This is a genomic window from Mycobacterium sp. IDUB_39, assembly GCF_055419205.1.
Window position 1 is genome coordinate 285,473 of sequence record NZ_JBVAXF010000005.1, and the last position, 22,271, is coordinate 307,743.

20 protein-coding genes, 3 tRNA genes and 1 pseudogene are annotated in these 22,271 nt (G+C 65.4%); 9 read left to right on the forward strand and 15 right to left on the reverse strand.

Annotation, left to right across the window (positions count from 1 at the left end; genetic code table 11):
* Window positions 1-5: 5 nt before the first annotated feature.
* Together ACZY0X_RS20040 and ACZY0X_RS20045 are read right to left on the reverse strand one after the other, a co-directional pair.
* Window positions 6-527, reverse strand: coding sequence for a bacterial proteasome activator family protein (locus tag ACZY0X_RS20040; protein WP_463772866.1), 522 nt, complete (start codon window positions 525-527; stop codon window positions 6-8).
* A complete protein-coding gene (locus ACZY0X_RS20045) occupies window positions 512-2,458 on the reverse strand; it encodes a DUF6541 family protein (protein WP_463772868.1) in 1,947 nt (648 codons plus the stop codon). Before ACZY0X_RS20045 ends, ACZY0X_RS20040 begins: the two co-directional genes overlap by 16 nt.
* Before the next feature lie 109 nt (window positions 2,459-2,567).
* On the opposite strand from ACZY0X_RS20045, the gene ACZY0X_RS20050 reads away from it, so the two are divergent.
* Window positions 2,568-3,764, forward strand: coding sequence for a cysteine desulfurase-like protein (locus tag ACZY0X_RS20050; protein ID WP_463772870.1), 1,197 nt, complete (start codon window positions 2,568-2,570; stop codon window positions 3,762-3,764).
* A gap of 5 nt (window positions 3,765-3,769) precedes the next feature.
* Here the strand turns inward: ACZY0X_RS20050 and ACZY0X_RS20055 are convergent, their stop codons facing one another.
* Window positions 3,770-4,753 (reverse strand): NAD(P)H-quinone oxidoreductase, encoded by a 984-nt coding sequence (locus ACZY0X_RS20055; RefSeq protein WP_463772871.1) that lies wholly within the window; start codon window positions 4,751-4,753, stop codon window positions 3,770-3,772.
* A gap of 45 nt (window positions 4,754-4,798) precedes the next feature.
* On the opposite strand from ACZY0X_RS20055, the gene ACZY0X_RS20060 reads away from it, so the two are divergent.
* The 3 genes from ACZY0X_RS20060 to ACZY0X_RS20070 all read left to right on the forward strand — a co-directional run bounded on the left by ACZY0X_RS20060 (window position 4,799) and on the right by ACZY0X_RS20070 (window position 6,083).
* Window positions 4,799-5,311: a MarR family winged helix-turn-helix transcriptional regulator gene (locus ACZY0X_RS20060; protein ID WP_463772872.1), complete on the forward strand. Its 513-nt coding sequence runs from the start codon at window positions 4,799-4,801 to the stop codon at window positions 5,309-5,311.
* A 41-nt stretch (window positions 5,312-5,352) separates the two neighbouring features.
* Window positions 5,353-5,442: transfer RNA gene (locus ACZY0X_RS20065), tRNA-Ser, on the forward strand.
* Between the two features lie 53 nt (window positions 5,443-5,495).
* Window positions 5,496-6,083 (forward strand): TetR/AcrR family transcriptional regulator, encoded by a 588-nt coding sequence (locus tag ACZY0X_RS20070; protein WP_463772874.1) that lies wholly within the window; start codon window positions 5,496-5,498, stop codon window positions 6,081-6,083.
* On the opposite strand, the gene ACZY0X_RS20075 is transcribed toward ACZY0X_RS20070, so the two are convergent.
* The 8 genes from ACZY0X_RS20075 to ACZY0X_RS20110 all read right to left on the reverse strand — a co-directional run bounded on the left by ACZY0X_RS20075 (window position 6,071) and on the right by ACZY0X_RS20110 (window position 13,191).
* Entirely contained in the window at window positions 6,071-7,279 is a 1,209-nt protein-coding gene (locus ACZY0X_RS20075) for a DUF1214 domain-containing protein (protein WP_463772876.1), read from the reverse strand. The two genes, ACZY0X_RS20070 and ACZY0X_RS20075, sit on opposite strands and share 13 nt — an antisense overlap.
* 13 nt (window positions 7,280-7,292) lie before the next feature.
* Window positions 7,293-8,054, reverse strand: coding sequence for a sugar phosphate isomerase/epimerase family protein (locus ACZY0X_RS20080; protein WP_463772877.1), 762 nt, complete (start codon window positions 8,052-8,054; stop codon window positions 7,293-7,295).
* Entirely contained in the window at window positions 8,047-9,216 is a 1,170-nt protein-coding gene (locus tag ACZY0X_RS20085; protein ID WP_463772879.1) for a sulfotransferase, read from the reverse strand. Before ACZY0X_RS20085 ends, ACZY0X_RS20080 begins: the two co-directional genes overlap by 8 nt.
* The gene (locus ACZY0X_RS20090; protein WP_463772880.1) at window positions 9,213-10,340 is read right to left on the reverse strand and encodes an LLM class flavin-dependent oxidoreductase; all 1,128 of its coding nucleotides are present in this window, start codon (window positions 10,338-10,340) and stop codon (window positions 9,213-9,215) included. Before ACZY0X_RS20090 ends, ACZY0X_RS20085 begins: the two co-directional genes overlap by 4 nt.
* 63 nt (window positions 10,341-10,403) lie before the next feature.
* Window positions 10,404-11,228, reverse strand: coding sequence for a crotonase/enoyl-CoA hydratase family protein (locus tag ACZY0X_RS20095; RefSeq protein WP_463772882.1), 825 nt, complete (start codon window positions 11,226-11,228; stop codon window positions 10,404-10,406).
* 18 nt (window positions 11,229-11,246) lie between these two features.
* Window positions 11,247-11,645 carry a hypothetical protein gene (locus ACZY0X_RS20100; protein WP_463772883.1) on the reverse strand — a complete coding sequence of 133 codons (399 nt, stop codon included), beginning with the start codon at window positions 11,643-11,645 and terminating at the stop codon, window positions 11,247-11,249.
* Window positions 11,646-11,662: 17 nt separating this feature from the next.
* Window positions 11,663-12,145, reverse strand: coding sequence for a DUF4334 domain-containing protein (locus ACZY0X_RS20105; RefSeq protein ID WP_463772884.1), 483 nt, complete (start codon window positions 12,143-12,145; stop codon window positions 11,663-11,665).
* Complete coding sequence (locus ACZY0X_RS20110) at window positions 12,121-13,191, reverse strand: histidinol-phosphate transaminase (protein ID WP_463772886.1); 1,071 nt, start codon at window positions 13,189-13,191, stop codon at window positions 12,121-12,123. The genes ACZY0X_RS20105 and ACZY0X_RS20110 overlap by 25 nt, the downstream gene beginning before the upstream one ends.
* An 89-nt stretch (window positions 13,192-13,280) precedes the next feature.
* On the opposite strand from ACZY0X_RS20110, the gene ACZY0X_RS20115 reads away from it, so the two are divergent.
* Window positions 13,281-13,369: transfer RNA gene (locus ACZY0X_RS20115), tRNA-Ser, on the forward strand.
* 40 nt (window positions 13,370-13,409) lie between these two features.
* Window positions 13,410-13,482, forward strand: a tRNA-Arg gene (locus ACZY0X_RS20120).
* A 604-nt stretch (window positions 13,483-14,086) separates the two neighbouring features.
* On the opposite strand, the pseudogene ACZY0X_RS20125 reads toward ACZY0X_RS20120, so the two are convergent.
* The 3 genes and pseudogenes from ACZY0X_RS20125 to ACZY0X_RS20135 form a co-directional block, all read right to left on the reverse strand.
* A pseudogene (locus ACZY0X_RS20125) lies at window positions 14,087-15,636 on the reverse strand (IS1182 family transposase).
* A 65-nt stretch (window positions 15,637-15,701) separates the two neighbouring features.
* A complete protein-coding gene (locus ACZY0X_RS20130) occupies window positions 15,702-16,157 on the reverse strand; it encodes a MaoC family dehydratase (protein WP_463772888.1) in 456 nt (151 codons plus the stop codon).
* Window positions 16,154-17,056 (reverse strand): HpcH/HpaI aldolase/citrate lyase family protein, encoded by a 903-nt coding sequence (locus tag ACZY0X_RS20135; protein ID WP_463773373.1) that lies wholly within the window; start codon window positions 17,054-17,056, stop codon window positions 16,154-16,156. The genes ACZY0X_RS20130 and ACZY0X_RS20135 overlap by 4 nt, the downstream gene beginning before the upstream one ends.
* 136 nt (window positions 17,057-17,192) lie before the next feature.
* On the opposite strand from ACZY0X_RS20135, the gene ACZY0X_RS20140 reads away from it, so the two are divergent.
* A complete protein-coding gene (locus ACZY0X_RS20140) occupies window positions 17,193-18,716 on the forward strand; it encodes a class I adenylate-forming enzyme family protein (RefSeq protein ID WP_463772889.1) in 1,524 nt (507 codons plus the stop codon).
* A gap of 123 nt (window positions 18,717-18,839) precedes the next feature.
* Window positions 18,840-19,442: a TetR/AcrR family transcriptional regulator gene (locus ACZY0X_RS20145; protein WP_463772891.1), complete on the forward strand. Its 603-nt coding sequence runs from the start codon at window positions 18,840-18,842 to the stop codon at window positions 19,440-19,442.
* Between the two features lie 283 nt (window positions 19,443-19,725).
* Here the strand turns inward: ACZY0X_RS20145 and ACZY0X_RS20150 are convergent, their stop codons facing one another.
* Complete coding sequence (locus ACZY0X_RS20150; RefSeq protein WP_463773374.1) at window positions 19,726-21,288, reverse strand: acyl-CoA carboxylase subunit beta; 1,563 nt, start codon at window positions 21,286-21,288, stop codon at window positions 19,726-19,728.
* A 119-nt stretch (window positions 21,289-21,407) separates the two neighbouring features.
* Here ACZY0X_RS20150 and ACZY0X_RS20155 point away from each other — a divergent pair, with 119 nt between their 5' ends.
* On the forward strand, window positions 21,408-21,914 hold the full coding sequence (locus tag ACZY0X_RS20155) for a MaoC/PaaZ C-terminal domain-containing protein (RefSeq protein WP_463772893.1): 507 nt from the start codon (window positions 21,408-21,410) through the stop codon (window positions 21,912-21,914).
* Window positions 21,915-22,271: the final 357 nt, after the last annotated feature.

A 22,271-nucleotide genomic window follows, 5' to 3' on the forward strand; every position in this document is an offset into this window, starting at 1 on the left:
CGGTCCTACAGGTACTGGCCGGTGCCGGAGTGCCCGGGACCGCGCTGCCCTGGTGCGACCACGCCGGGTGGCAGTGCGCCCTGGCGCATCTGCTCGAGCTGCGCGCGTGCGGCCATCTGCTGAGCGAACAACGCGGTCTGGATGCCGTGGAACAGGCCCTCCAGCCAGCCGACGAGCTGGGCCTGCGCGATGCGGAGTTCGGCGTCCGAGGGCACCTGGTCGTCGGTGAAGGGCAGCGTCAGACGCTCGAGTTCCTCGCGGAGCTCGGGGGCCAGACCGTCCTCCAGCTCGCGGATGCTGGTGCGGTGGATCTCGCGCAACTTGGTGCGGCTGGCCTCGTCGAGCGGCGCCACCCGGACCTCTTCGAGCAGCTGCTTGATCATGGTCCCGATCCGCATGACCTTGGCCGGTTGTTCGACTAGGTCCGTCAGCGCCTTGTCGTTGGCATCCTCGTCGTCGTCCTCGGCGGACTGGTAGTCGCTGATGATCTCGAAATCGTTGTCGTCGGTAGTCATGCCCCTTGCCATTCGTAGATGCGGCTCTCGCCGTTGTCGTAGATCTTCCTCCACGACCGTGACTCGTCTAGCGACACTAGCCCGTCGGGCATGACGAACCCGCGCACCACCGGTGTGCTGGTCAGCACGTACCGAATGCCGAGTGCACGCACGGCCTCGGCGACCCGCGGGTCGGTGTCGGCCTGGTCGGCGTAGGCCCAGAAGATGAAGCGGTTGTAGCCCGGACCCTGCTGTTGCGGATAGTCGTAATGCGTCCACAACGGATGCAGTCCGGCTACGGCGTACATCCATGCCGTGCCGTCGGTGTTGGCGTTGCCGATGATGCCGTCTCGCGCACCGGGGAGCGTCGCCAGGTGAGCGAACGCCTCGAGGTCCTTGTCGTCGATGATCACCTGGTCGTACTTCTCGCCGATCAGATATTGATGCCGAGGCAGATAGTGCACGGCCAGACCCACGGCGGCGGCCACCAGGACGGCCGCGGTCGTCACGTGCCAGACGCGTGCGCCCACCCGGGGTGCGAACCTGCGGCACAGCCCGACGACGAACGTGGTCACCGTGAACAGGGCGATGCCGGCCATCGGTGCCAGCAGCATGGTCACGACGGCGGACAGCCGGCGCGGGTCGCTGTAGAAGAGGTCGCTGAAGGTGCCGGTGAGCGTCCCGATCGGACCACCGAACGGTGCCGACGAGTGAACGATCGACACGATCAGCAGCAGCCACACCGCCAGCGGCCACCAGATTCGGCGGATCACGAGGATCACGCCCCCGATGGCGGCGAGGAGGATCAGCAGATTCTGGATCGGATAGTCGTTGAGATGGCGCGTGTGCTGCACGACGGCGTCGAACAGGGCGTGCCTCTTGCCCTCGTGTGTGACGAAGGCGTGCCCGGTGATGATCTCGGCCTGCGCCAGCACTCCCACGAACTGCGGCAGCAGTAACAGCACCGTCGGGATCGCGACCAGCAGCAGGCTGACGAAGTCGGTGAGCCTGCCGCGGACCGGTCGCCACAGTGCGTCGCACAGCCACCACGCCGCCACCAGGGTGACCGTGACGACACCGCCGGTGATGTGGACCGAGAACACTCCGAGCAGGGCGAGAACAGCGAGGGGGATGCGGTCGCGGTGTCGCAGTGTCGAGGCGATCAGCACCGTCGCGGGCACTGCCACCCCAAACGCGGCCATGTTGGGCATCGACGCCGTGTCGAACTCGACGTAGGGCACCGCGGTGAACGACGCGGCGAGGGCGGCGGCCGACGCGGCGCACCCGGCGACGCGCCATTGGTCATCGGTGCGCGGCCGCAGCATGAACCAGGTGAGCGTGGCGGCACTGACCGGGAAGAGCCAGATGGCGGCGGTGAGCGAGGCCAGCGTGTAGGCGGTGGTCGCGGCCGTGCCGGTCAGCTGGCATTGCAGGGCGGCCAGCGCGTGAAACACCGACGGGTAGTACAGCGCGTCGTGGGTCTCGACGTTGCGGAGCTCGCCCATGTGCGTCGGCGAGGCCTGGCCGGTGTCGACGATGTATCGGATGGCGTTGGCATGCCAGACGGCGTCCCAGTTGCTGGGGATCGATTGCCAGTTCGGCATGCCGCGAATAGCTGCGTAACCGATGAGGAGCGCGCCGAGGATCACGCCCGCCGCGGTGACCAGCGCTGGCCCGGTGCTCATGGCGCGGGCTTCCGCGGCCCGGTCACGCAGGCGTGGAAGGGCCGCTTGGACCACCGTGATAATGATCACAACCACGACGAGTGCCAGCAGGGCCGTCCACCCGTTCCACGGGATGCCGAGCGCGCCCATCGGGATAACAGCGAAGGCCACGACGCCGTACGTCACCGGTGGACCGACCGCAATCGCGGCTGGCCAAGTTAGCTGCGCGGCACGGGCGACGATTGCTCCGGGAATGACCAGCAACAACCATGCCACTAGCACTCCGGCAGCCAAGGTCACTGCACTAGTATGGCTGCCCAGGCGGCCTCGTTCGGTACGGCGTAGACGTGCGCGGGTGTCGACCGAAACGCTACGGGTCGCGATTTCCTGATGGTCGAAGGTGGCTTACATGGCATATGACGTCGCCCGGGTGCGTGGCCTGCACCCGTCGTTGGGCGACGGTTGGGTGCACTTCGACGCGCAGTACGGGATGCTGCTCCCCGACTCGGTCGCGACCACGGTGTCCACGGCGTTCCGTGGATCCATGACGACCAACGTCGGTCCGCATCCGTCGGCGCTGCGCAGCGTCGCGGTACTCGCCGCGGCCCGCCAGGCCGTCGCCGATCTGGTCGGCGCCGACCCTCGCGGTGTCGTGCTCGGCGCGGACCGCGCGATCCTGCTCACCGCGCTCGCGGACGCGTCGTCGTCGCGGGTCGGGCTCGGCTATGAGGTCGTCGTCACACGCCTGGACGACGAGGCGAATATCTCGCCGTGGCTGCGGGCTGCGAATCGTTATGGCGCCAAGGTGAAGTGGGCCGAGGTCGACATCGAGACCGGTGAGCTGCCGACGTGGCAGTGGGAGAGCCTCATCACCAAGCCCACCCGGTTGGTGGCGATCCCGTCCGCATCGTCGTCGCTGGGCACGGTGACCGACCTGCGGCCCGTGACGAAGCTGGCGCACGAGAACGGCGCGCTCGTGGTCGTGGACCACTCCGCGGCGGCGCCGTATCGGCTGATCGACATCGACGAGGTCGAGGCCGACGTCATCGCGTTGAACGCCGTGGCTTGGGGCGGCCCCCCGATCGGCGCGCTGGTGTTCCGGGACCCGTCGCTGATCGACACGTTCAGTTCGGTGTCGCTGGATCCGTTGGCCACCGGTGCAGCCCGACTCGAGGTCGGCAATCACCAGTACGGCATGCTCGCAGGCGTGGTGGCCAGCGTGGAGTATCTGGCCTCACTGGACGAGACCGCTGCCGGTTCGCGGCGCGAAAGACTTTCGGTGTCAATGCAATCAGCGGCCACCTACATGGACCGGCTGTTCGACTACCTGCTGGCCTCGCTGCGCTCGTTGCCACTGGTCATGGTGCTCGGAGCGCCCGAGGATCGGGTGCCCGTGCTGAGCCTGGCCGTGCACGGGGTGCCCGCCGAGCGGGTCATCCAGCGCCTCGCCGACAACGGCGTGCTCGCGGTGACGAACGTGTCGTCGCGGGTGCTCGACGTGATCGGTGTCAACGACATCGGCGGTGCGGTCACCCTGGGCCTGGCGCACTACACCACGATCGCCGAGGTGGACCAGTTGGTCCGCGCGCTGGCCTCGTTGGGCTGATTCGCCTAATCCGACACGCGGAGAAGCACTTTCCCGGTGACCTTGCCGGACTTGAGCAGCTCATGGGCGGCGGCCGCTTCGGCGACGGGCAGTTCGGCGCCCACGATCGGACGCACCCGCCCGTCGGCGATCATCGGCCAGACGTGCTCGACGACCTGATCGACGATGGCGCCCTTGCCCGACGGCCCGTCCACCGGCCGGGACCGCAGTGCCGTCGCGATCACACCCGCCCGCTTGGACAACAGCTTGCCGAGGTTGAGTTCGGCCTTGACCCCGCCCTGGAATCCGATGACCACCAGCCGGCCGTCGGGTGCGAGCGCGTCGACGTTGCGGTCGAGGTAGGACGCTCCCATGATGTCGAGGATGACGTCGGCGCCGCGACCGTCGGAGGCGGCCCGCACCCGTTCGACGAAGTCCTCGTCGCGATAGCAGATTGTCACGTCGGCGCCGAGTTCCGTGCACAGGGCCAGCTTGTCGGCCGAGCCCGCGGTGACCGCGACTCGGGCGCCCAGCGCGTGCGCCACCTGGATGGCGTGCGTCCCGATGCCGCTGGCGCCGCCGTGCACCAGCAGCAGGTGTCCCGGCACTAGCCCCGCGGTCATGATCAGGTTCGACCAGACCGTGCAGGCGACCTCGGGCAGCGCCGCGGCGCTGTGTAGGTCCACGCCCGCGGGAATCGGCATCACCTGTGCCGCAGGAACAGCGACTCGCTCGGCGTATCCGCCCCCTGACAGCAAAGCGCAGACCGGTTGGCCGACCGACCACCCGGCTACTGACTCGCCCAGTTCGGCGATGTGCCCGGACACCTCGAGTCCGAGGGTCTCGCTGGCGCCCGGAGGGGGCGGATAGTTCCCGGTGGCCTGTAGTAGGTCGGCTCGATTGACTCCCGCGGTTGCCACGTCGATAACGACCTCACCGGCCTGAGCTGCGACATCGGGAACTTCCTGCCAGCTGAGTCCGGAGTCGGCATTCTTGACGATGGCACGCATGTCAATAACGCTACTACTCACAGGCTCGCGTCCTACTATGGCGAAATGGAGGGGATGATCGCAGGGCGTACCGCTAGCGCCATGCCGGGGTTGGATATCGCAGAACAGCGATCCTGGCAAAATTTTCTTGACGCTGCGCTACGGCTTCACGCAACACTGAACAAGTCGTTGGTCGAATCGCACCACTTGACGCTCAACGACGTACGACTGCTGGACGTGCTGGACCGGTCTTCGACGGGCTCGGCACGCATGGGGGATCTCGCCGACGAACTGACGTCGCTGCCCAGTCGGGTGACTCGTCAGATTCACCGGTTGGAATCGCAGAAGTTGGTGACCCGCTGTTCGAGTCCCGACGACGGTAGGGGTGTGTTGGCCACCATCACACCCGAGGGCAAGGCACTCCTCAAACAGGCGATGGCGACCTACGGCGACGGCGTGCGGACGCACTTCCTGGCCAGGTTGTCACGCACGCAGATCGCCGCGATGGGGGAGAACTGTCGACGGATCGGGGCCGGGTTGAGGGCCGCTCCGACGCCCGCGAGGGTCGGTCGGGTCTAGCCCGCGACGCCACCCCACCGCCAACCCTTACGATGGTCCGCGGTGGCGTGGCAGAGCGGCCTAATGCACTCGCCTTGAAAGCGAGAGACGGCTAACACCGTCCGGGGGTTCAAATCCCTCCGCCACCGCCATCCGTGGCGCGTGCGTGGACTCGTCGTGCGGCCCAATCGTGGAGAGATCTCAGGTGCCTGCCGCTCGAAGGACCAAGCCCGCCTCCAAGCCGGAGACCGGCGCGCGCGAACACCTGATCAACGCCACGGCGCAGATCATGCGCGACGAGGGGTATGCGGCGGCGACGTCACGGCGGGTCGCGGCCCTGGCCGGGGTGAAGCCCGCGTTGGTCTACTACTACTTCGACACGATGGACGATCTGTTCGTCGCGGTGCTGCGTGCGGGTGCCGAGGCGTCGCTCGAGGAGATGCGCCGGGCCCTGACCGATGCCGATCCGCTGCGGGCGCTGTGGCGGATCAACTCGGACGTCCGGCGCACAGGGCTCAACACCGAGTTCATGGCGTTGGCCAATCACCGCAAGGCGATCGGGTCGGAACTCAAGGCCTACGCCGAGCGGGTCCGTGACATCGAGACGGCGGCGGCGACGGTCGCGTTGCGCGCCCGCGGGGTGGACCTCGAGGAGTATCCACCGGTGGTGGTCTCGATGTTGGTGACGCAGATGGCGCGGAGCCTGTGCAACGAGGCCGCGATCGGTGTCATCGACGGGCACCGGGAGCTACAGGCGTTCGTCGACCGGATCCTCGGCGATCACAGTCCGTAGCGTCGCCGAATCCCATTGAACCGCTGCCACATCTGGTCGCAGCGCTCCTCTGCGGTCACCATCGTGGTGTCCGCAGGCAGTGTGCCGGCGAGGTCGGCGCGGTTGACCCGCCGGGTGTTCAGCGGCACGGGATGCCCGTCCAGCATGTGCCGATAGGTCAGGTTGCCGCGCTCGAACCCCTGGGTGTCCATCCAGTTCTGGCAGCCCGGATCATCGTGAGCCAGGACGATGCGCACCATGCCGTCGGCGTCGACTGCGGCACGGCTCGGCGTGTAGCTCACCGGCCGGTAGAGGTAGTCCATGCTGGTGAAGAACGCGCCCATGTTGGTCAACATCCACAGTCCATCGTGCGCGGGGAACTCGACGACAAGAGCCTCGTCGGGTCCGAGCGCCCAGTGCATGGCCGCCGCCGCGCGCCCACGCAGGGCGTCGCCCTCGGCCGTGCGCAACTCGGGAAACATGTTCGGACGTGTCTCGTCGACACCGCCGTGGGTGAACGGGAACTCGGGCCAGTCGTCCATCAACCCGGAGACGAATGTGCCGGCCCACGCCATCGCGGCGATCATGGTCTCCGGTGTCGCCACCGGTTTGGGCGTGCGCATGCCGACCCGCTCGATGGAGAGCCGCGCGGGCGTCTCATCCCAGCGGTCGAAGCCCTGGCGGATGAACAGCTTGCGTGAGTCCGGGGTTGTGGGAACCCAATTGCCGTCGCGGTGCGGTCCGCCGACGAAGAGCTCGAAGTCCCCGCCGGTCGTGGTGACGAGCTGATCGCCGGACAGGTTGGCCTCGGGCACGTCGCCGAACGGCTCGTGCAGCACGCCAGGGCCGTCCGGTCGCGGACCCTGCACGGTCACGTTGAAGAACGGTGCCGTGCCCCGGTTTCCGGTGATGCGGTACGTCGACGCGCCGTCGATCCAGGCCTGCTGATAGGTGAAATCGGCGCAGTCCGAGCCGAGTTTGCGGGTGGGGTGGCAGAACGCGTGGATCATCGGGTACTGCGGATCCCTGGTCTCCAGGCCAAGATCGAACGCCTGGCCCAGGTTCTGCACCAGGAACCGGAACGCGTCGGCGCGCTGCGGTCCCGAGGCCGGGTTGCGGTCCTTGAATGCCCGGTCGCCCGCGGACCTCAGCCGGTCGCAGAACTGCCCCCAGGCCTCGTGCAGCGCCTCATCGGATGCACCGTCGCCCAATGCCATTGGCGCGCCCTCCCTACCCGTTCTCGTCGATCATGGATGCCACGGTCGCGCAGGCGCGCAGGGCGGCGGGCACCGGGCCCTCGCGGTCGATGCGCGGGCCGATCAGTTCGAGGTCGAAGCCGTGTGGGTAACCGAGGTCCAGCGCGGTCCTGATGAAGTCCGCGATGGGGATGACGCCGTCACCGGGGACGGCGCGGGCCGGAAGGGCGCGGTCGCCGAGGACGTAGTCGCTGAGCTGAATCGACTGGAGCCGCGGTAGCGCGCGGCGGACCAGGGCGGTCAGGTCCGCCTCGGCCCAGCAGTGGAACAGGTCGATGCAGATGCCGAGGTCGGCCGCCTCGGCCAGGGCGATGGTGTCGCGCAGGGTGTGCGCGATGTGGATGTCGGCGTAGAGCGCAGAGGCGTTCTCGACCGCCAACGTGACACCGGCCCGCTGCGCCCGGGCGCGGCACGGTGCGATCGCCTCGCAGAATCGTGCGGCGGCCTGCTCCCAGGTCAGCTCGCCGCGCCCGCCCGTGAGCATGTACACGCACCGCGCCCCGACCGCTGCAGCGGCGTCGACCACCGGGTCGAGCCCCTCGGGGGAGGCGAAGAGGTGGAACACCGTGTCGACGGCGTAGCCGCGCCGCTCGATCAGGGGTGCCAGGGCGTGGTCGGTCAACTGGGTGTCGACGAGGCTCAGGCGGGTCAGCCCGATTGTCTGCCAATAGGCGTCGTACTCGTCGATGGAGGCGCCGAGCAGGCCGACGCTGTGCACCGACAGGCGGTCAGCCACGATTCTCGATCTGGACGCCGAACCGCTCGCGGAACGGGGCGAATTCCTCGTGCAGCGCCGCGAGGTCCTCGCCGATGTCGGTGAGGAGCGAGGTGGAGTAACGGAACTTCCCGTGCCGGTCGCCCTTGTTCTCCGCGAGGTATCGCCGCATGGCGGCCTCGGCGTCGGCGGTGAGCGTGCGGCCACTGAACTCGTAGAACCGCCGCACTGTCGCGACCGGGTCGGCGATGAAGTCGGTGTAGCGCACGTGCAGGATCCGCGGGTCGGCCACCAGTGGGTTGGACATCGTGTTGGCGACACCCGCCCGGGTCATCTCAAGGTGGTTTCGCGCCTCGACGAGCAGGTCGACCGGGCCCACGATGCCGTCGAGGATGTCGGCCATCATCATGGTGCGCGACGCGGCCACCTGAACGGGGTCGCGGTGCAGCCACATCAGGGTGGCGTCCTTGTAGGCGGCGAAGAAGCTCTCGAGGCGGAAGCCGTGAAAGCCCTTGAGCACCCAGCGTCGCGGCTCACGGCCGAACTGGAACTGCTGCAGCATCGCCCGGTGGATGCGGTACTGCGCGTCTGCGTCGGTGGGCAGACCCGCCACCAGCGTCTGCATGGGCACGCGCCACCACGCGGTGGGTGTCATCACCCGGAAGTCGAACGCCCAGGTCCGCTCGTCCTCGGGGAGACCGTCACCGAGCATGTCGTTGTAAGGATGGCTGTGCAGCCACTTCGGCATCTTGGCGTTGATCTCGCGCCAGTCGTCGTCGGCTCGCGACCGGCGCGTGTCGTCCGGGGCTGCGGTCCCGGGCGGCGGCGACGGATACATCACCTCCCAGAAGCGCAACGCACGTGAGCCGGGATCGACTGACATCAGTGCGTGGGCCAGTGTGGTGCCCGATCGGGGCTCCCCGGTGGCGAACATCGGCCGGTCGATCACCTCGTCGCCGATGGGGAAGCGCTGCCGGTCGGCGTAGAACTCGAGACGCGACGTCAGGAGCCAGTGGCAGACCTCCGCTGCCGCCGCACGGCCGTCGGCGTCCATGGGAATCGAGTTGAGATGGTTGACGGCTATCGAGAAGCGTTGCGGCAGAGTCGGATCGCCGTAATCGTGCAGGCCCGTCGCGCTGGACGCGCGGTCCAGCAGACGGGCCGCGTCGAGCAGGCCGCTCACGTCGACTCCCCGCACAGGCGCATCAGTTCGTCCTCCGTCCGGCGTACGTTCTCCGCTGACGCGGCCGCGAAGCGCAGGCCGGCCATCGCCCCGTAGTCGAGGATCTTCGGCACCCGAAGACCCGCGTCGACGAACTCCTTGATGCGCGCGGCGACCTGCCGGGGCGTGCCGTGCGGCACGACGGCCAGGATGGCCTCGGGGTCGACCCGATCGAGGAAGTCGATCAGGCGCTCGCGTGTGAGCGTGGCGGGGTCGATGTCCTGAAATCCTCCCCAGGCGTCGCCGAGGGGATGCTCAAAGCCGAAGTCGGCCAAGGTCTTTGCGGACACCTGCAGGAGAAAGGCCTTGACCAGTGGCGCCGAGGTGATCTCGGCCAGCGCGGCGTCGTCCTCGCCGAGGATGCAGACCTGAATGAAGCAGGGCGTGATGGCCATCGGATCGCGTCCGGCGTGCTCCGCCGACGTGCGGACGGCGGCGAGCATCTCGGCGTAGTGCTCCGGTGTCCACGCGCCCGCAGGCCACCAGCCGTCGGCATGGCGGCCGGTGATCTCCAGCATCCGTGGCCCGCTGGCGCCGATCCAGATCTCGGGGAACCGGCCGTTGTGGGGCTCGGTGTCCAGGCGGGCGTGGCGCAGGCGGTAGAAGCGGCCCGAGAAGTCCACGGGCCCTTGGCTTTCCCAGAGGAGTCGGATGACCTGCAGTGCCTCCTCGAACCGGCTGACGGGTGCGGCGAAGTCGAACCCGTACGGGACGATGTTCTCCGTCTCGCCGCTGCCGAGCCCGAGGATGAAGCGGCCGTCGGAGATGTGGTCGATGGTCAGGGCGCTCTGCGCCAGCATGGCGGGGTGTCTGCGCACAGTGTCGACCACGCTGGTGGCGAGTGGCACCGTGCGGGTCACGGCGGCCGCCGCGGCTGCCACGGCCATGCCGTCGAGGTGGCGGTGCGGTGACGGTGACACGGTGGCGAGGTCGGTGAACTCCGGGGTCCAGATGGAGTCGGGCCAGAAGCTGACCATGTGGTCGGGCAGCCAGATGGAGTGATACCTGGCATCGTCGACCCGCGCCAACTGCTCGAGGTCCAGCGGCAGCGTGGTTCGGAAGAACGCCGCCGGTTGTACCCTCACTCATCCGATGCTAAGCACTTGCTCAGCAGCGTGTCGCGATTTCGGCATACCCGCGGCGGCGGGTCATTCGCCCTTGAACTCGGGTGCCCGCTTGGCGAACATGGCGCTGATGCCCTCGGTGAGGTCCTTGGACGGCAGGAACGCCGAGTTCCACGCGGCCACGTAGCGCAGGCTGGCCGACACCTGTGCGGTGCGCTGCTCGTCGAGCACGTCCTTGATGCCCTGGACCACCAGGGGTGGGTTGGCGGCGATCTCCTTGGCGGTGGCGTGCGCCGCCGCCAGTGACGCCTCGGCATCGTCGAAGACCTCGTTGACCAGACCGATCCGCTCGGCGCGCGCGGCGTCGATGTCCTTGCCGGTCAACGCCAGCTCACGCAGATGGCCCTCGGACAGGATCAGGGGCAGCCTGGCGAGTGAGCCGACGTCGGCGACGATCGCGAGCTTCACCTCGCGCACCGAGAACTTCGCGTCGGCGCTGGCGTAGCGGACGTCGACCGCCGAGATGAGGTCGACACCGCCGCCGATGCACCAGCCCTGTATCGAGGCGATGACGGGTGTGCGGCAGTCGGCGACCGCGGTGATGGCGTGTTGCATGCCCTTGAGGTGCTTGTGGAAGTCCGAGCGCGGCTTGGCCAGCGCGCCGTCGGCCATCAACGGTCCGAGGGTGTCGCCCATCGCGGCCAGATCGAGGCCGTAGCTGAAGTTGCGGCCCGACCCGGTCAGCACGATCGCCCGTACGTCCGGATCGGCGTCGAGAGCTTCGAACGCGACGGGGAGTTCGGCCCAGAACGCGGGACCCATGGCGTTGCCCTTGCCGGGGCCGATCAGCGTCACCTGCGCGACGTGGTCGGAGACCTCGACGGTGAGGGACTCATACGTGTTGCCCATGGTTGAAAGGCTAGCTGCCTACGGGGGAGATCCACCCATGAGGATCTCGCTCAGGACCACGTCGCCCGGCATGAACTGGCACAACGCATCGGCCGCTATACGCATCCGCTGGCCGTCCTCGTCACCGATCATCGGTCCGAGATCGCCGAGGATCTCGTTGATGACGGCCGACTGTGTGTCGGGGTCCAGCGCCGAGAACTCCTCACACGTCATGGTCAGCGAGTTGGACGGTGCGGGCACGCCCGGCGAGGACCGTGGCTTCGAGGTGGAGGGGCCCGACGTCGATGGCGCGGAACTGCGAGTGCTGAAACCGGGTTCGGTGGTCATGGCGACCGTGCCTGGAATGGTGCGCCCACACCCGGCGACGGCACCCGTCGCCAGCAGTGCTGCCACGGCGACCAGAACACGGATTCTCATGCCGGCAACGATAGGCGTTAGACCCGTTCGAGGTAGAAGTACAGGAAGCGCGGTGTGCCCGAGGTGTTGTCGAGCGCCTTCTTCCCGTTCATGATGCCGACGACGGTGTTCTCGTCGACCTTCTTGAAGTGGTCGTGGATCGGCTGGCCGTCGTAGACCATCGACGCCGTCACCTCGCCGCGGAACTCCTCCATCCAGAGGCTGGCCTCACCGTTCATGGCCTCGGTGTTGGAGAACTTGTTGCCGTCGTCGTCCAGGCACACCAGGGGCTTGGCGTCGACGGCGGAGACGAATGTCTTGCCGAACCAGTTGAGCCGGTTCATGAATCCGTTGGCGCGGTGGCCGGTGTTGAACTCGCCGCCCTTCCACTCGCCGATCATGAAGTCGATGCTCGCGGGTTCGAGGGTGGCCCAGAACGCGTCGAGATCGGCGTCGGCGATCATGTCGGTACGCGCGACCAGGCTCGCGAAGGTGTTCACTGCTTGTGGCGTCCAATCCATCGGGTGGCGAAGTCCAGGAAGGCGTCGTTCTCCCGCTTGACGGTGACCGTGACGCGCACACCGTCCTGGCCGTAGGGCCGCACCAGCAGGCGGTTGTCGGCGGCGCTGTTGACGAAGTCGTCGGTCAGGGCGTCCAGGGGCAGCCAGACGAAGTTGGCCTGCGACGGCGGCACGGTGAAGCCGGCCTCGCGCAGTGCGTCGACGACGCGGGCCCGTTCGGCGACCACGCCGTCGGTGCGGGCCAGGAGTTCGTCGGCGGCGTCCAGCGACGCGATGGCCGCGGCCTGGGACACGCTGGTCGCGGTGAACGGCACGTAGACCTTGCCGAGCGCGGTGATGACGTCCGGGTCGCCGACGGCGTACCCCACGCGCAGTCCCGCCAGCCCGTAGGCCTTCGAGAACGTGCGCAGCACAACGACATTGCTGTGGGCGCGCACCAACCCGAAGCTGTCCGGCAGCAGATCGTCGCGGATGTACTCGACGTAGGCCTCGTCGAGGACGATCAGAATGTCGCTGGGTACGGCCGCGACGAACCGGGCCAGGGCGGCGGGGTCGACGACGGTGCCGGTCGGGTTGTTCGGGTTGCAGACGAAGATCAGCCGTGTCCGGTCGGTGATCGCCGCCAGCATGGCGTCGAGGTCGAACGTGTGATCCGCCAGCGGCACCGCCACGGGCGTGGCGCCGGCGGTGCGGACCTGCAGCGGGTAGATCTCGAAGCTGCGCCAGCCGAAAATCACCTCGTCGCCGACCGATGCCGTGATCTGGATGAGCTGCTGGCACAGGCTCACCGAACCGCAGCCCACCGCGATGTGCTCGGGGGCGAAGGAGCCGCCGTCCAGGAACTTGGCCAGGTGCGCCCGTAGCTCGACGTGTGCGTTGTCGGGGTAGCGGTTGATGGTGCCGCTCGCGGCCGCGATCGCGGCGAGGACGCTGGGCAGTGGACCGTCCACGGTTTCGTTGCTGGCGATCTTGATCGCGCCGGGCACCGTCCGGCCCGGCGTGTATGCGGGCAGATCGGCCATCACGGGTCGGAGGCGGGCGGTCACCCGAACATTCTAGGGCCGCGCGACCGCGCTCTCGAGCTGCTTTGCCTTCCGCTCGTTTGGCTGTGTACTCTGTGGCCTCGGATCAATCGGGAGGCGTGCCAGAGCGGCCGAATGGGACTCACTGCTAATGAGTTGTCCGTCTTAAAGCGGACCGGAGGTTCAAATCCTCTCGCCTCCGCCGCGGCTGACCTGCGTCTAGCCGTACAACTGAATAGCAAGCGCCCGTAGCTCAACGGATAGAGCATCTGACTACGGATCAGAAGGTTAGGGGTTCGAATCCCTTCGGGCGCACTCAAGTGGTTTTTTCCGTTACGTCTCCAGCGGCAATGCGGCGGGTATCTCGGAGGCCGCCTGCGCGGCCGTAACGATGCGCCAGCGCCGAGTCCACGGCCAACATGGATATCGAGGACGTGCGGGCCTCTCAGGGTGTTCTGCCGCGCACGCGTTCGAGTGTCGTGCATCAGTTCAGGGCCACCGGCGACCGCACCGTCGGATCTGACAAACATCGCTCCACAGGGGACGGCCATAGCGCCGCCCACGCCCTGGACTGCAGGCCGCCGAGTACAGCCCTGGCCCGGGTGGTTCGATCTCGAGCCCTTGCTGGAAGAGGCATGTCCGGGGCTAGTGCGGATGGTGAGCCGACCGGCTTTGTCTGCGGTGGCCGCCCGCAGCATCTGACAGGGCCGGCCGGCATCACCACGCCAACTTCCTGCTAGGAGTCTGCTGAATTAGGGGCTTTGGGGTGGGGTGCCTCAGAGCGCTCTGTGGCGCGTGTGTGTTCAGTCAGACCCGAGGGCGACATACAGACCCGAGGGCGACATATTCGAGGGCCACCCCGCCGTGTGTTGAGCGTGGTGTCTCTGTTGTGTGACGTCAAGACCTAGTGGTCTTGGTGCTAGGCGATGGCCCAGGTGGTGCCGGTGTGGGTCAGGCCCCATCGTGATGAGGCGACGCAGATTCAAGGCGGCGCTGCGGTGGTGGAGCCAGTGGTCGTTCTTCGCGACGCCGCGGTAGCGGACTTTTCGGTTGCCTCGGGTCAGCCAGGCGATGGAGCGTTCCACCATGGGTCGGTGTTGGCGGTTTTCGTGTTGCCATTGCGGGGTGCGTGCTGTTGCTCGGGCTGCACGCATGTGGTGTTCGTGCTCACTGATGTTGAGCTTGCGTCCACGCTTGGCGGTCGTGCACTGGCTGACCAACGGCCATGTGCGGCAATACCTCTGGAAGGCTGCTCCGCCGCTGGGCCGGATCGCGACAGTGTGCCCGGCTGGGCAGGTCACTGTGCGGGCATCGAAATCGATGGCGAAGTCGTCGCTGGTGAATCCGCCAGGAACGGGTGTCCGCAGCGGGATTGGTTTGATCACCGCGACGTGCTTGAGCGCAGCCAGTGCTGCTCGGGCTTCGCCGGTGCCGTAGGCCGAGTCACCGAGCACCCGCACCGGAGCCTTGTCCCCGCTTAGCAGTCTCAATCCGATGACGGCTTCGTGATTGTCAGGGCCGCTGGCCTTGATCGGAGCGCAGTCGGTGATGATCCCGGTATCGGGCTCGATCGCGATGTGGGCTTTAAACCCGTCCTGGCGCCGATGCACGCTCTTGTGGGCGTGGCGCGCCTCGGGGTCCACGGTGGAGATCAGCCGGTCCGGGGCGACCTGCTGGGCGATCTGCCACTGCCCATCAGTGCCATCGGAACCCCCGATGGGTTCGACGTCCTGGCCGGCGATCAACGCCAACAACGCCACCGCCTCCGCCGCGCGGGGGGCCCAACTCCTGCTCCGGCAGATGCCCCAGCAGCCGATGCGCGTCACCGACCAGGGCGTCGACCAACTCGTCGCGGGCCGCCTTGTCGTTCCAGGCAATCGCCGGTTTCCCCGCGTCGTTGTAGTCATGGGCGGCGCACTGGGATTCGATGACCTCCGTGGCGGCGGGGACCTCGCGGCCGACCCGCCGGATCGCGGCGATCAGCTGGGTCACGGTGTCTTGGGTGGCCACCGCGTCGTCCAGGACGGTGGAGTCCAACGCTCGCCGAGTCTTCTTCGCCAACACCCCGGTCGCCTCCACGACTGATTTGACGGCCTCAAAGATGCGGTCCGGGTGATCCGACGCCGCCAGTCGGCGCCGCCAATAGGTCAGTGTCGTCGAATGGAACGCCCCAGCAGTGATCGGCAAGCCGCAGGCCGCTTTCCACCGCAGATCGAAGGTCACCGCATCAACGGTCTCGTTATCGGACAGGCCATGCAGGGCCTGCAGGGTGATCACCGAGGCCATCACCTCAGCCGGCACACTCGGACGGCCCCGCCGCGACGGGAACAGATCGGCGAACATCGACTCGGGGAACAGCTCATGTCGATGCGCAGCCAAGAACGCGAACATGCTGTCGGACTTCAGAAGATGCCCGGCAACCGACTCGGCATCCAACAACTCACGCTGATCATTAGAACGACCCTGCACCCACCAATCATCCCAAAACTAGAGGTCAAACCCCGGCCACGACGCGGGATTAATTCAGCAGACTCCTAGCTGCTCGGGCGCTTGCTCATCAGGCCCGAACGCTTGACAGTGCACACAATCTCACCGCGCTGGTTGTATCCCCGGTGCTCGAATCGAACGATCCCGGTATCGGGCCGCGACTTGGATTCGCGACGAGACAAGATCGTGGTGGCCACTTTGAGGGTGTCACCGATCAACACCGGGTTGGGAAAAGTGATCTCCTCAAAACCCAGGTTTCCCAGGGTCGTGCCGAGCGTGGTATCCGCAACTGGAACACCCACAACGACACCGAGGGTGAACACACTGTTCACAATCCGCTCCCCGTAGGGCGAATCCTTCGCGAACTCGGAATCGAGGTGCAGTGGTTGCACATTCATGGTCAAGGTGGTGAACAGCAAGTTGTCCGTCTCGGTCACGGTACGGGTTACTGCATGTGCGATCGTCAATTCTGGCTCGAGTTCCTCGAAGTACAGTCCGCTCATGATGTTCCTTTCGGTCGTTCGATGGATTCGGCAAGCGCGACGACGTCGCGTGCCGTAGTCACGTGGGCTATGTCGATGTGCTCCCCCTCGAATAACGCTGCGGCAAGTCCCTGCGCGCGGGCCGTCTCGAAGGCATCGATCATGCGTCGGAATCTCTCGACCGCGGCGGGGTCTGGGGCGTAGACCGCGTTTGCGACCTCCACGTGTGACGGGTGGATGAGAACCTGTCCGGCAAATCCAAGTCTGCGATTGCCTTCGGCGAATGCGCGCAACCCATCGAGGTCCTTTATGTCCTGCCATAGTCCGACGATGGGATGCTGCAGTCCCGCCGCACGGCACGCCAGCACAGCCTTGCTGCGATAGTGCAGTGTCTCCAATCCTTCAGCAGTCCAGCAGAACCCGACTTCCCGGGAGACATCGGCGTCCTTGGCTGCCGCGACCATCAGTGAGGCCACGCGTGGATGTGCAGCGGTGATCGATTCGCAGTTCACAAGGGACTTGGCCGTTTCCAGGGTCGGCACCAATGCGACTGCCCCGCTCTCGACATCTGCATCGATTTCGTACGCTGCGACGAGGGCCGCAAAATCCAGAACATCGCGGTCGGTGTAGATCTTCGGCAATAGGAGCCCATGAAGGCCTGGACGAACGACGGCCGCCAGGTCTCGGCCGTAATGGCGGGTATCCAGCGCATTCGGACGGACTAAGACGGTGACGTCTGCCCGATCGTTCTTCAACAGGTCGATCGACGCGGCGGCCTGTTGGCGTGCTGTCTCCTTATGGTCTGGTGGGACCGAGTCCTCGAGATCCAGGATGACGGCGTCTACCCCAGTCGCCACGGCCTTGTCGACCCAACCCTCGCGGTGGGCCGGCACAAATAATAACGAACGGAGAGGTCGCATGGGGTACACGTTAGCGAACGTGCGTTTGTTAGTCCAGAACGGAAACGCCGGTCAGTAGAATCCGCCACTAGCGAACGTACGTACGGTTGCCGTAGTGTCACATGGCACAGTTGCTTTGCGATCTTGAAGGAGACCCATGCTCACCCTTGTCGATGCCATTCATCGCAACGAGCGACTGGTACCGGGCCGGGAAGCGATTTTCGACGGCACACGCCGGTTGTCACATGGTGAGCTTGCCGACCGCGCGTGGCGGATCGCCGGTGCGCTACGAAGGGCCGGTGTCAATCCCGGCGACACTGTCGGGGTGCTCGCCGGCAACACAGTGTTCAGTATCGAGACGTTCTTGGGCATAGTCGCGGCGGGTGCGGCCTACGTTCCCTATAACTGGCGTTGGGCGACAGCGGAGTTGGCACACGGCATCAACGAGACCGGTGCCCGTGTGGTGCTCGTAGGTGAAGGCTTCGAGACCGCTCTCGCCGCTGTGCAGACTGATGGTGGGCTGGCCGAGGAAATCGCCGTGCTTCACGAAGGCGCGGAGCTGGAGCGACTTCTCGCAGAGCCCGGAGGCGACACCCTGGTCGATCCCTCCTCTGCCGCATGCATCCTGTTCACCGGCGGCACCACCGGTTTCTCCAAAGGCGTCGTCCTGTCGCACTCGGCGATTCTGGCGAACGCGATCAATGAGCTGGTGGACGGTCGTATCGGTGGTCGACCTCAAGACCGCGGTTTGATCGTCACGCCCCTGTTTCACTCTGCAGCGTTGCTATGCTGGTTCGTCCCGCTCTACATCACGGGTAATAGCTCGGTGCTCGTCCAACAGTTCTCCGAGGAGCATGTCGCGGAAGTCGTGGCCCGAGAGTCGATTACGAACATGTTTCTCGTTCCCAACATGATCCGAAGGATGTTGCGAGCCGGCGCGTTCGACACAGTCGGGTTTCGCAACAGCTTCAAGGCACTCCACTCCGGTGCCGGCCTACTTCGGATGCCTGACAAGCTTGCCGTGGCCGAGAGTATTCCCGACGTGGAACTGTTCTTCCGATATGGTCTTACTGAGGCTGGCCCCATGGTCACTCGCTTATTGCCGCAGGACATGCTCCGCCAGGACATCGACGGATCGATTGGAACCGAGTATTTGCTCGCAGATGTCGCCCTGCGCGATCTGAGTGACCATGCCCCGGTCGGCGTTGGGGAGATCGGCGAGATCGTGGTTCGGGGACCGAGTCTGATGACGTGCTACCACGGTCGTCCCGGCGCCACCGCAGACGTCCTGAAGGACGGGTGGTTGCGGACGGGTGATCTGGCTGTCCGCGATGAACAGGGGTATCTGTATTTCCGTGATCGCGCCAAAGACATGATCAAAACCGGTGGCGAGAACGTGTACAGCTCGGAGATCGAGCAGCTGCTCCATACGCATCCCGCGGTCATGGAAGCCGCGGTCCTCGGAGTTCCAAGCGATGAATGGGACGAGGAAGTTCGGGCTGTCATCGCGGTCCGGCCCGATGTGGTTGTAACAGAGGCGGAAATCGTGGCCTTCCTGCGTCAAAGTCTGGCGGGGTACAAAGTGCCGAAGCTCATCGCGCTGGTTGGTCCCCATGAGCTACCTATGAACGCCAGTGGCAAAATCATGAAGACAGAGGTGCGCGTGACGATGGGCTGGTAGGTGAGTGAGTCGGAGACCGTCGGTGTCGGCCCTCTGGTACGGCCCCGACTAACGTACGATTGTTTTTCGGAGACATAGCTGTGGCCCGAACTGGTCGGACACAACGCGGCAGCAGGAGGCCATGTGACAGGCGCTGTGAGGAACAGAGCTCGCACAGGTGAAGCTATTCGTGAGGCCGCCGCCAAGCTCTTCTACGAACACGGATACGAGGCGACGTCGCTACGGGCGGTGGCCAGCGAAGTTGGCATTCAGGTTGGCAGTCTCTACAACCACATCAAGAGCAAGGAAGAGCTTCTCACCGACATCATGGTTGCGGTGATGGACGAACTCCTGGAGGAAGTTCGGGCGGCACTCGAGGCAGCAGGCCCAACCGCTATTGACAGATTCAAGGCCGCGGTCGACTGTCATATCCGATTCCACGCCGAGCATGCACGTGAGGTCTTCATCGGCAACGCCGAGCTTCGCGCGCTGTCCGACGGTGACCTCGACGAGGTGCTCGCCAGACGTGCTGCGTACGAGAAGCTGTTGCAGTCGCTCATCGTGGCGGTGGGCAAGGAGACAGGCGCGAACGTCCTCGACCCCAAGTTGCAGACGTACTCTGTCCTCGCTCAGGGGGCGCACGTGTCGTCGTGGTATCAGTCTCGGGGGCCGAAGGCACTCGATAAAGCTGTGAAGTTCTACATCACCATCGCATTGCGCCAACTCGGCCTGGACGACGACGCTTGACAGCCTGACCGCGTCGCGCGAGGTGGTCTCGTCGTCAAGGCGATTTCGACACGGAGTCTGTTGCCCTGCCAGCAGGTCACCTCGCAGAGCCGCTTGCGCGCTGGTGTTGGGCACCGCAGTTGCAGCGACGTTCTCCATTGAGGGACCGCGTCCCTTGACGCGCAGCCCGCCGGCCAGTGCTCATGAGGCTGATTAGACCTAGGTTGAGACTACTCTTGCCCTAACGACACTTGACCGGACCTGCGCCGCCCAGCAGGGCGGCGCAGGTCCGAAACCAGCGATGCTATACGGGGATTACTCCGTTGCGGCGGGGAAGTGCAGTGCGGTCTCGGCGGCGGTATACCCGCAGACGTGAGATCAGCTCGGCCCGCAGCTCATCGGCCGGGACGACGGCTTCGACTGCGTTCTCGTTGGCGATCTTGAATACATCGATTCCCGCGGCGTATTCGGCTTGCTTCTCGGCGACGAAGGCAGCGCGCTCCTCGGCGTCGTCTATCGCCTGAATTCGGTTGTAGTGGATGCCGTTCACGGCAGCATCGGGACCCATCAGAGCAGGTTTTGCTGTTGGGAGTGCGATGAGTGCGTCTGGCTGCATCGGTGCGCCCGACATCGCCAGGTACCCGCCTCCGTAGGCCTTGCGAAGGAGAACGGTGATCCGGGGGACGCGAGCCTCGGAGACAGCATAGATCATCTTTGCGCCGTGGCGAATGATCCCCTGACGTTCCACTTCGGAGCCGATCATGTACCCGGCAATGTCGACCAGGAACAGAATTGGGATGTTGTAGGCATTGCAGATCCAGATGAATCGCGCGGCCTTGTCCGAGGAGTCGGGAAAGATGACTCCGCCCTTGACTGTTGGCTGGTTGGCCACTATTCCGACGGGATGCCCATCAAGTCGAGCGAAACCGGTGACAAGCTCGGGAGCGAACAGATGCTTGTACGGGAAGAAAGAGGAGTCGTCGAAAAGTGAGTCGATCAGCTCGTGGATATCGAAGATCTCGGACTCGACCTCCGGAACGATCTCGCGTATCGACCGACCTTGCGACGGTTCGGCCGGTTCGGCCCGGGGCGGTTCCTGCTTCCAGTTCGAAGGAAGGAACGATAGCCACACGCGGATAGCGGCAATCGCCTCCTCGTCGTCTTCGACGAGGATGTCGTTGAGTCCCGAGACCGTGGAGTGCATTTCCGCTCCACCCATCTCCTCGAGGGTGACGTCCTCGCCCGTGACCATCTGCGCCAGCCGCGGTGAACCGAGGTAGGCGGTCGCATGACCACGGACCATGATGGTCAAGTCGCTGAGCGCCGGAATGTAAGCAGATCCGGCCGGCGATGGTCCGAACAGCGCAGTGATCTGTGGAATGCGTCCGGAGAACTGAACCTGGTTGTAGAAGATGTTCCCCCAGGCGCGACGCCCGACGAAACTCTCGAACTGTTCATCGATCCTTGCTCCGGCAGAGTCGAAGAGGTAAATCAGCGGTGCGCCGATTGAGTCAGCGAGTTCCTGTGTACGCGTGATTTTTTCGTACGTCCGCTTGCCCCAGGTACCGGCCTTCACGGTGTAGTCGTTGGCGATCACCGCCACTTCACGGCCGTCGACTCTGCCCAGGCAGGTCACAACGGCGTCACCGGGGAGTCCTTCGTCGTAGCGGGCGAGTAGACCGTCCTCGAAACTCCAGCCGTCGTCGAACAGTCGAGTTAGTCGGTCCCGCACCAACATCTTTCCCGCATCGGTCTGTTTCTGGCGGGACTTCTCCGACCCGCCCAGGCGGGCAGTTACGAGGCGGTGTTCGAGCTCCTGATGGGGGTTCTTCGTGATTGGGGCTTCGCCATCCAAGATATGCGTCATTTCGTCACGTCCAAACGTATGCGCGGAGTATTGACCAGGGCAGAAGTTGCGACTGCGGCAACGAACGGTCGTACGTACGTTAACATGGTGGCTTCCCACCGCGCTACGAGGAGTTTTCTATGACGACAACGGTTCCGGCTTCTACTGGTCGCATCATCGGTCAACCCGACATGTGGTGGGAAGACCTGGCTGTCGGTGACGTGCTGGCAGGGCCGGGAGTGACTGTGACCGACTCCCACTTGGTCACCTGGGCGGGACTGACAGGCGACATTGTGTCTCTGCATCTTGATGAGGAGCATGCTGCTGGAACGCAATTCGGCCAGCGCATTGCCCATGGTCCGTTCACCCTGGCTCTTACTCTCGGACTCACCACGCAAACCGGCTACTTTTCCAATGTGGTGGCGTGGCTCGGCCTCGCCGACGTGCGTGCCCTGCTCCCTGTTGTCATTGGGGACACGCTGCGTCCGCACGCCGAAGTGATAACTGCTCGCCCAACTCGAAAAGATGACCAGGGCATCTGGACACTTTCGTACCGGGCAGTGAATCAGCGTGGCGACGTCGCAATGACCTTCCATTCGAGCTTCATGGTTCGCCGTCGCCCGAGTGAAGGTGGAGACGCTGTGTGACACGCTGACGTTTGTTGGCCCTCGACTTTCGAGCGCCGGCATCCAGTCAAAGGTGCAGGGCTAAAAGGCTGTCTCCCAGGCACCATCGACCAGATGAACCACACCAGGGGCCGGTCTGACGACGATGCGGTGCAATCGGCCGCGCGCAGTTCGAAGGCTGCACTGGTACGCCTCGCCCGCGAGGACGCAAGGGTTGGCGATAGCATCCGTTATGCGCTGACTGCGTACATACGAGACCAAACTCATGAACGACTCCGCCCATGGACGGATCCTCACACCGGCGGACTCCTACCGGCGCCAGTTACCCAGCGACAAAACGGAACTGGACGTCGGTGTACGCATCTGCGCCCTCACCAG

Bases quoted from the DNA above. Each gene is read 5' to 3' on its own strand.
- ACZY0X_RS20040 (WP_463772866.1), bottom strand. From the start codon at position 527: ATGGCAAGGGGCATGACTACCGACGACAACGATTTCGAGATCATCAGC.
- ACZY0X_RS20050 (WP_463772870.1), top strand. From the start codon at position 2,568: ATGGCATATGACGTCGCCCGGGTGCGTGGCCTGCACCCGTCGTTGGGC.
- ACZY0X_RS20055 (WP_463772871.1), bottom strand. From the start codon at position 4,753: ATGCGTGCCATCGTCAAGAATGCCGACTCCGGACTCAGCTGGCAGGAA.
- ACZY0X_RS20060 (WP_463772872.1), top strand. From the start codon at position 4,799: ATGGAGGGGATGATCGCAGGGCGTACCGCTAGCGCCATGCCGGGGTTG.
- ACZY0X_RS20075 (WP_463772876.1), bottom strand. From the start codon at position 7,279: ATGGCATTGGGCGACGGTGCATCCGATGAGGCGCTGCACGAGGCCTGG.
- ACZY0X_RS20095 (WP_463772882.1), bottom strand. From the start codon at position 11,228: ATGGGCAACACGTATGAGTCCCTCACCGTCGAGGTCTCCGACCACGTC.
- ACZY0X_RS20100 (WP_463772883.1), bottom strand. From the start codon at position 11,645: ATGAGAATCCGTGTTCTGGTCGCCGTGGCAGCACTGCTGGCGACGGGT.
- ACZY0X_RS20105 (WP_463772884.1), bottom strand. From the start codon at position 12,145: ATGGATTGGACGCCACAAGCAGTGAACACCTTCGCGAGCCTGGTCGCG.
- ACZY0X_RS20130 (WP_463772888.1), bottom strand. From the start codon at position 16,157: ATGAGCGGACTGTACTTCGAGGAACTCGAGCCAGAATTGACGATCGCA.
- ACZY0X_RS20135 (WP_463773373.1), bottom strand. From the start codon at position 17,056: ATGCGACCTCTCCGTTCGTTATTATTTGTGCCGGCCCACCGCGAGGGT.
- ACZY0X_RS20140 (WP_463772889.1), top strand. From the start codon at position 17,193: ATGCTCACCCTTGTCGATGCCATTCATCGCAACGAGCGACTGGTACCG.
- ACZY0X_RS20150 (WP_463773374.1), bottom strand. From the start codon at position 21,288: ATGACGCATATCTTGGATGGCGAAGCCCCAATCACGAAGAACCCCCAT.
- ACZY0X_RS20155 (WP_463772893.1), top strand. From the start codon at position 21,408: ATGACGACAACGGTTCCGGCTTCTACTGGTCGCATCATCGGTCAACCC.